We start from the raw sequence: 6,166 nt of genomic DNA, 5'->3' as shown, positions 1-6,166 counted from the left end.
ATTTTCTTCCTTTGTCCAAAAAAGGAAAACCAACGCAGAATACAGGGCTAACATGTAAAAAAACTGCCGCACAATGCCATCATTGTGCGGCAGTTTATCAACCGTCCCTTTTGCGCTTCAATCACTTGTGCTTATTTCGCATACTTAATCTTATATGCACCATTAACAGAAGGTCTCTTATTCACACGATGGACTTTGATGTAGTAAGTTCCTTTTGGAAGGTTTTTACGTGTCGTAGTCTGGAATGTAACCTTACCCTTCTGATTCTTCGCCCAGACCGATGACGTACCTTTAATCCCTGCTGTCTTCTTACTTGGAATAAGATCAATATAAATATTGTCATTCGAGTATACTTTGTAATTTAATGTAATCTTTGCGCTTTTCTTTAAAGTAATCTTATACCAGTCAGCTTTTTTCCCTGATTCTCCGAGTCCGACAACGCCTGTAATTGTCTTTTTCTTTTTCAGAGAAACTGCTTTTTTCTGAGTGCCCCCGCTCTTCTCCGGATAGTCCTGTTTCGCTATCTTAATCATGAAAGCTTCTGCGTTCTGCACCCGAATCTGATAAGTCCCCTTATTTACACCAAACGCCGCTATGCGGGAATTTACAGCATCTACATAGCCCGCAGCCAGCACTTTCCCTTTTGCATCGCACAGCGCAATATTCATTCCCATATTAACGCCAGTCATGGTTTGCGCATAACCGCTGATACCGATATAAGCCGGTTTCTTTAGCTGAAATTTATAATAATGCGTAATCGTCCCATCCTGATCAAGATTTACCTTCTCCTCACCAATGGCAATCGTCTCCACTTTATCCGCCGCCAGTGTTGTCATACCAAGCAACAGCGCCATCATACATACAGCTGCCGCCATCCCTAAAAGTTTCCTAAATACATTGCTCTTCTTCATTTACGGTTCTCCCTTCCTTTTTTTAGAAAAACTTAATTTCCAAGATATTTTATCACAAACATCCGGTACTGGCAACTGCAATTTTGTCCACCTCTATTCAAAGATTTTCCTTTTCACAAAAAAATCCCGCAGAATCTGTGTTCTGCGGGATTTTGGTACTTTTCTTTAAACTCTGGAAAGGTAATCGCCTGTCCGGGTGTCGATTTTCAGCTTATCGCCTGTCTCTACAAACAGCGGCACATAAACAATTGCGCCTGTCTCTACTGTCGCAGGTTTTGTCGCGCCCTGTGCAGTATCGCCTTTGAAGCCCGGCTCTGTATCCGTAACTTCCAGCTCTACAAACAAAGGAGGCTCCACTGTGAATACGTTACCATTGTAAGAACATACTTTCACAGTTTCATTTTCCTTAACAAACTTCAGTGCGTCGCCAATTACTTCATCGTTCAGCGCAATCTGCTCATAGGATTCCATATTCATGAAATGGAATAAATCCCCGTCGCTGTACAGATACTGCATCTCCACTCTGTCGATACGCGCCTGCGGAAATTTCTCCGTCGGCCGGAACGTCTTTTCCACCACGCCGCCGTTGATAATGTTTTTCAGCTTTGTGCGGACGAACGCAGCGCCCTTTCCCGGCTTTACATGCTGGAACTCGAGAATCTGCATAACGTTCCCGTCTATCTCCAATGTGATTCCATTCTTAAAATCTCCTGCTGATATCATTTGATATTCCTCCTGTATTTCTCTATTCCCATAATTACAAATCATTCTATAATAAAATCCTGCATTTTTCAACCATTTTTTACAGTTCTATCAATTCTTTTGGCGAATGGGTGAAATTTTCGCAGCCTCCGGCCGTGATTCGAACCAAATCTTCAATCCTTACGCCCCCGAAGCCCGGCAGGTAAATTCCGGGTTCCACCGTCTCAACCATATTTTCAATGAGTACCTCATGGCATTTCGCTGACAGTCTCGGCTCCTCATGGATAAACAGCCCTACGCCGTGTCCCAGACCATGCCCGAAATACTCTCCATACCCTGCTTCTTCAATAACCGTGCGCGCCGCGGCATCCGCCTGACATCCTGTTATCCCGGCTTTTATCTCCCGGAGCGCAGCCTGCTGCGCCTGCAGTACTACGCCGTAAATTTCCTTCTGCCTAGCGCTGGCCGCCCCCACCACGACTGTCCGGGTCATATCTGAGCAATACCCTTCATACACGCACCCGAAATCCATCGTGACAAAGTCCCCGTATTCGATGGGTTTATCAGAGGGAATCGCATGAGGCATGGCTGAATGGACTCCCGAAGCAACAATTGTATCAAAACTGTTCCTTTCAGCCCCCATTTCCTTCATATAATAGTCGATTTTCGCGGCAATCCGGCGTTCCGTCACACCGGGACGGATATCCTTCAGAATCCGTGCAAACACCCGGTCTCCAATAGCTTCTGCTTTCTGAATCAAAGCAAGTTCTCTTTCCGTTTTCACTTCCCTGAGCGAATTCAGCAAGTCCCCTGCCGGCTTCCATTCAACTCCGGCACAATGCTCTTTCAACTCCAGCACATCCGCATAAATCAAATGCTTATCCTCAAATAACAGGCGCTTTACAGCCGCCTGCCCTAAAAGCTCTGCCAGGATTTCCTTATACCCCCGGCCGCTTTTGATTTCCATCACCTCAAACCCCGGCGCTTCCTCTTTTGCCTGTGTAGTGTAACGAGAGTCTGTCAGGAGCACCTTCCTCTCCGGCGTCAGAAGTAAATATCCGTCCGTTCCCCGGAATCCGCTCAGATACCGCATATTGTATCCATTAGACACCAGCACCGCATCTGCGGAAATTTCCTGTTTCCATATTCTATCCGGCATACCTGGCAATCTCCTTTACAATCTCCGCAAAATCTTTCCCATCAGTGACCACCCGGACGTCAGCCAGCCCGTCATATATTTCTTCCCTGGCGTCCATCAGCTCCCTGATACGCCTTTTCAGTTCTCCGCCCTGCAGCATCGGTCTGGTATCATCCCCCTGCAGGCGCGCTGCCAGCGTATCCGGCTGCGCCATGAGATACACTACCGTCCCCAGCTGCTTTAAGTATTTCTGGTTCACCGGGCGCACCGGAAGCCCGCCGCCCACTGCGATGATCTGCCTCTCCTCCGACCGCAGGAGCTGCCTAAGTACCAAAGTTTCCAGTTCCCTGAAATACTCTTCCCCGGATTCACGGAAAATATCACTGATTTTCCGCCCCTCCTGTTCTTCTATCAGCACGTCTGTGTCTACAAACGGCTCATGTAATGCATCTGCCAGAGCTTTTCCCACGCTGCTCTTTCCGCACCCCATAAACCCAATCAATATCACATGATTCATTTTTCACTGTTCCTCTGTTTCTCATAAAAATACAGCACGACTTTTTCCAGATACCGTTTCAGTACAATCTGAATTTCCTCTTTCGGATGGATAGGCTTCACCAGAACCGCATGCATCCCCGCCCGTTTTGCTCCATATACATCTGTAAAGAGCTGATCCCCTACAAACAGCGCATTTTCCTTTGTGCATCCCATCAAATCCATCGCTTTCTGATAACTCTTCACCCCGGGCTTATGGGCATTTTCTATGAACTGCGCCCCCACTGCCCCCGCAAAAGGCTCTACCCGCGGAAGCTTATTGTTGGAAATCAGACATACTGCCATCCCAAGCTCCCTAAGCCTGGCAAACAGACCTATGGCACGCTCATCTGCCGGAGCGTCATGGGGCACCAGCGTATTATCAATATCAAACAATACGCCTCGGTAACCCTTGTCCCGCATCTCTTCAAAGTCAATGCTATAGGCAGAATCCCAATATTCATCGGGATAAAAACGTTCTAACATGATTACCTCTCTATTCTTCTAAAAACTTCAGCATCTCGTCATATCTCCGCTCCATCTCCTCATATCCGTGACGATGAAATGCCTTGATTGCTTCCGTATCCGATTCCGTCCGGGAAATCGTGGGAACCTGCGGACGGATAACAAAAACTTTTCCTTCATCCTCCCATTTCTCCACCAAATCCAGCGTACGGTTATAGTTTAACGGACGCAGACTGGAACACTTCGCCATTTCCGGATATTTTCGGAACGCCGCCTGATAAAGCGCGGCAGATTTCTTCGACACCTTTTTCCGGTATCCCCTCTCCCGTGTAAGAATCAGGACATTTTTCCGATTCCCCTCCCGCATAGAATGGAGCAGCGGAATCGAATCCGCCATCCCTCCGTCCAGATAAGGCACTCCGTCCACCACTGTCTTAGGCGCCGCCAGAGGAATACTGCTCGAAGCCCGCGCCAGCAGCATCAGTCTCTCCTCATCCTCCCTTTCAGTCAGGTACTCCGCCTCCCCGGTCAGACAGTTCGTCACTGTAATTTCCAGCTCCATAGGCGAAGCAAAAAAAGCCCCAAAATCAAAAGGATGATTCTCCCTGGGGTCTCTGTCATAAATCAAATCCATGTCAAACAGGCTCCCCGTCCGGATTGCTTTCTTCAAGTCAATCAGCTTCTCCTCATCGTCTCCTTCCCGTACCGTGCATTCCAGCATCCTGCCTTTCTGCCCCGCCACGAAATTCAGTCCATTGCTCGCACCCGCAGATACTCCAATCACTTTTTCTATCATAAACTTTTGGTCCAGCAAAAAATCTAGCGCGCCCGCAGTAAACACGCCGCGGATGGCTCCGCCTTCTAAAATCATCGCTCCCTGGTACATAATTCCACCTTCCTCACTATTTAATCCTGTCTGTATGTACTTAGGAATTCCGCCAGCTTATCTGTAGCATTTTTCAGTTCTTCCAGGCAGGGCAGATACACAATCCTGAAATGATCGGGGGTTGATAAATTAAACCCTCCTCCATGAACCAGCAGAACTTGCTGCGCTTTCAGAAAATCCAGGCAGAACTGTTCATCATTCCGGATATGGAACCGCTCTGTATCAATTTTCGGAAAAATATAAAATGCCGCCTCAGGTTTCGTTGCCGTGATTCCCGGGATATCATTGAGCGCCTTGTAAATAAACTCCCGCTGCTCATAAATCCTCCCGCCCGGCAGTATCATCTCGTCCGGCGTATCTACGTCTCGCAATGCCGTCTCTACAATCGCCTGGGAAGGCACATTTGAGCAAAGCCTCATAGAAGAAAGCATATTCAGCCCTTCTATATATCCCTTTGCTTTTTCTTTCGCGCCGCTCAGGCACATCCATCCCATCCGATATCCCGCTATCTTATGCGATTTTGAAAGTCCGTTCATAGTAATGCAGAACACATCCGGCGCAAGAGAAGCGATGGATACATGCTCTTTCCCATCCATCACCAGGCGGTCATAAATCTCATCCGCAAAAATAATCAGCTCATGCTCCCTTGCAATCTCCACAATCTGTTCTAAAATCTCCCTGGGATACAGCGCCCCTGTAGGATTGTTCGGATTAATCACCACGATTCCCTTTGTGCGGGAGGTAATCTTACTGCGGATATCCCGCAAGTCCGGATACCAGTTGGACTTTTCATCACAGATATAATGTACGGGCTTCCCTCCCGCGAGGTTCGCCGCTCCTGTCCAGAGAGGATAATCCGGCGAAGGCATCAGAATCTCATCACCGTTATTCAACAGACCTTGCATCACCATCACAATCAACTCGCTCACGCCGTTTCCCGTATAAATGTCATTGACACCCACACCCGGTATATTTTTCTTCCGGCAATAATTCTGAATGGCGCGTCTCGCTGAAAGAAGCCCCTTGGAATCAGAATAACCTTCTGTATTCCTCAGATTATCCGCCATAGTCTGTACAATCGTATCCTGCGCCCGGAATCCAAAGGGCGCGGGGTTGCCGATATTCAATTTCAAAATAGAAATCCCATCCTCTTCCATGCGCGCCGCTTCATCAACCACCGGGCCGCGGACATCGTAGCACACATTGTCCAGCTTGGTCGATTTCTCAAAAGTTCTCATACTGTCATCCCCCTTCCGTTCTCCCTAGTATATACCATTCTTTCCCATCCCACAATCAGAAAATGAAATTTCCGGTACTTGCCGAAAACGGTGAAACTGTCAAATTGCGGTCTGTAGGTGAGTTCATCGCTTCCCCCATACAGCTACGGAACCGATAGTATCCATACCTACTCCGGACGCTGGGGTACCTGCCATATATCCCACACTGACGGGGACAACGCGTCGGTGAGCTAACCGTCGGAGAAACACGCAGCGCGTGTTTCTCTGCCAGATCGGAAGAGCACCCATCACA

8 protein-coding genes are annotated in these 6,166 nt (G+C 48.1%); all 8 read right to left on the bottom strand.

The genetic code is table 11. From position 1 onward, the window contains the following. Window positions 1-131: 131 nt before the first annotated feature. Window positions 132-911, bottom strand: coding sequence for a hypothetical protein (locus NFR99_RS00040; RefSeq protein WP_251352098.1), 780 nt, complete (start codon window positions 909-911; stop codon window positions 132-134). A gap of 165 nt (window positions 912-1,076) precedes the next feature. Beyond that, window positions 1,077-1,634 (bottom strand): elongation factor P, encoded by a 558-nt coding sequence (gene efp, locus NFR99_RS00035; RefSeq protein ID WP_120481107.1) that lies wholly within the window; start codon window positions 1,632-1,634, stop codon window positions 1,077-1,079. 79 nt (window positions 1,635-1,713) lie between these two features. Further along, the gene (locus tag NFR99_RS00030) at window positions 1,714-2,772 is read right to left on the bottom strand and encodes a M24 family metallopeptidase (RefSeq protein ID WP_251352096.1); all 1,059 of its coding nucleotides are present in this window, start codon (window positions 2,770-2,772) and stop codon (window positions 1,714-1,716) included. Continuing rightward, the gene (locus NFR99_RS00025) at window positions 2,762-3,268 is read right to left on the bottom strand and encodes a shikimate kinase (RefSeq protein ID WP_120481109.1); all 507 of its coding nucleotides are present in this window, start codon (window positions 3,266-3,268) and stop codon (window positions 2,762-2,764) included. Before NFR99_RS00025 ends, NFR99_RS00030 begins: the two co-directional genes overlap by 11 nt. Further along, window positions 3,265-3,771 (bottom strand): YqeG family HAD IIIA-type phosphatase, encoded by a 507-nt coding sequence (locus NFR99_RS00020; RefSeq protein WP_120481110.1) that lies wholly within the window; start codon window positions 3,769-3,771, stop codon window positions 3,265-3,267. Before NFR99_RS00020 ends, NFR99_RS00025 begins: the two co-directional genes overlap by 4 nt. A gap of 10 nt (window positions 3,772-3,781) precedes the next feature. Then, window positions 3,782-4,636, bottom strand: a complete 855-nt coding sequence (locus NFR99_RS00015; protein ID WP_120481111.1) for a patatin-like phospholipase family protein — start codon at window positions 4,634-4,636, stop codon at window positions 3,782-3,784. A 20-nt stretch (window positions 4,637-4,656) separates the two neighbouring features. Next, the gene (locus NFR99_RS00010; RefSeq protein WP_251352095.1) at window positions 4,657-5,874 is read right to left on the bottom strand and encodes an aminotransferase class I/II-fold pyridoxal phosphate-dependent enzyme; all 1,218 of its coding nucleotides are present in this window, start codon (window positions 5,872-5,874) and stop codon (window positions 4,657-4,659) included. Window positions 5,875-5,929: 55 nt separating this feature from the next. Continuing rightward, window positions 5,930-6,166, bottom strand: a 237-nt coding sequence (locus NFR99_RS00005) for a hypothetical protein (protein WP_251352094.1), incomplete at its 5' end; no start/stop codon positions are given.

The organism is Hominisplanchenecus murintestinalis (assembly GCF_943193015.1).
GTDB lineage: Bacteria > Bacillota > Clostridia > Lachnospirales > Lachnospiraceae > Hominisplanchenecus_A > Hominisplanchenecus_A murintestinalis.
Note: the sequence above shows the minus strand (reverse complement) of the source record. Positions and strands in the feature narration are given on the sequence as shown.

What these genes read in the sequence shown, in the direction of transcription:
- efp (WP_120481107.1), bottom strand. Translation starts at nt 1,634, where the DNA reads ATGATATCAGCAGGAGATTTTAAGAATGGAATCACATTGGAGATAGAC.
- NFR99_RS00015 (WP_120481111.1), bottom strand. Translation starts at nt 4,636, where the DNA reads ATGTACCAGGGAGCGATGATTTTAGAAGGCGGAGCCATCCGCGGCGTG.
- NFR99_RS00040 (WP_251352098.1), bottom strand. Translation starts at nt 911, where the DNA reads ATGAAGAAGAGCAATGTATTTAGGAAACTTTTAGGGATGGCGGCAGCT.
- NFR99_RS00010 (WP_251352095.1), bottom strand. Translation starts at nt 5,874, where the DNA reads ATGAGAACTTTTGAGAAATCGACCAAGCTGGACAATGTGTGCTACGAT.
- NFR99_RS00020 (WP_120481110.1), bottom strand. Translation starts at nt 3,771, where the DNA reads ATGTTAGAACGTTTTTATCCCGATGAATATTGGGATTCTGCCTATAGC.
- NFR99_RS00025 (WP_120481109.1), bottom strand. Translation starts at nt 3,268, where the DNA reads ATGAATCATGTGATATTGATTGGGTTTATGGGGTGCGGAAAGAGCAGC.
- NFR99_RS00030 (WP_251352096.1), bottom strand. Translation starts at nt 2,772, where the DNA reads ATGCCGGATAGAATATGGAAACAGGAAATTTCCGCAGATGCGGTGCTG.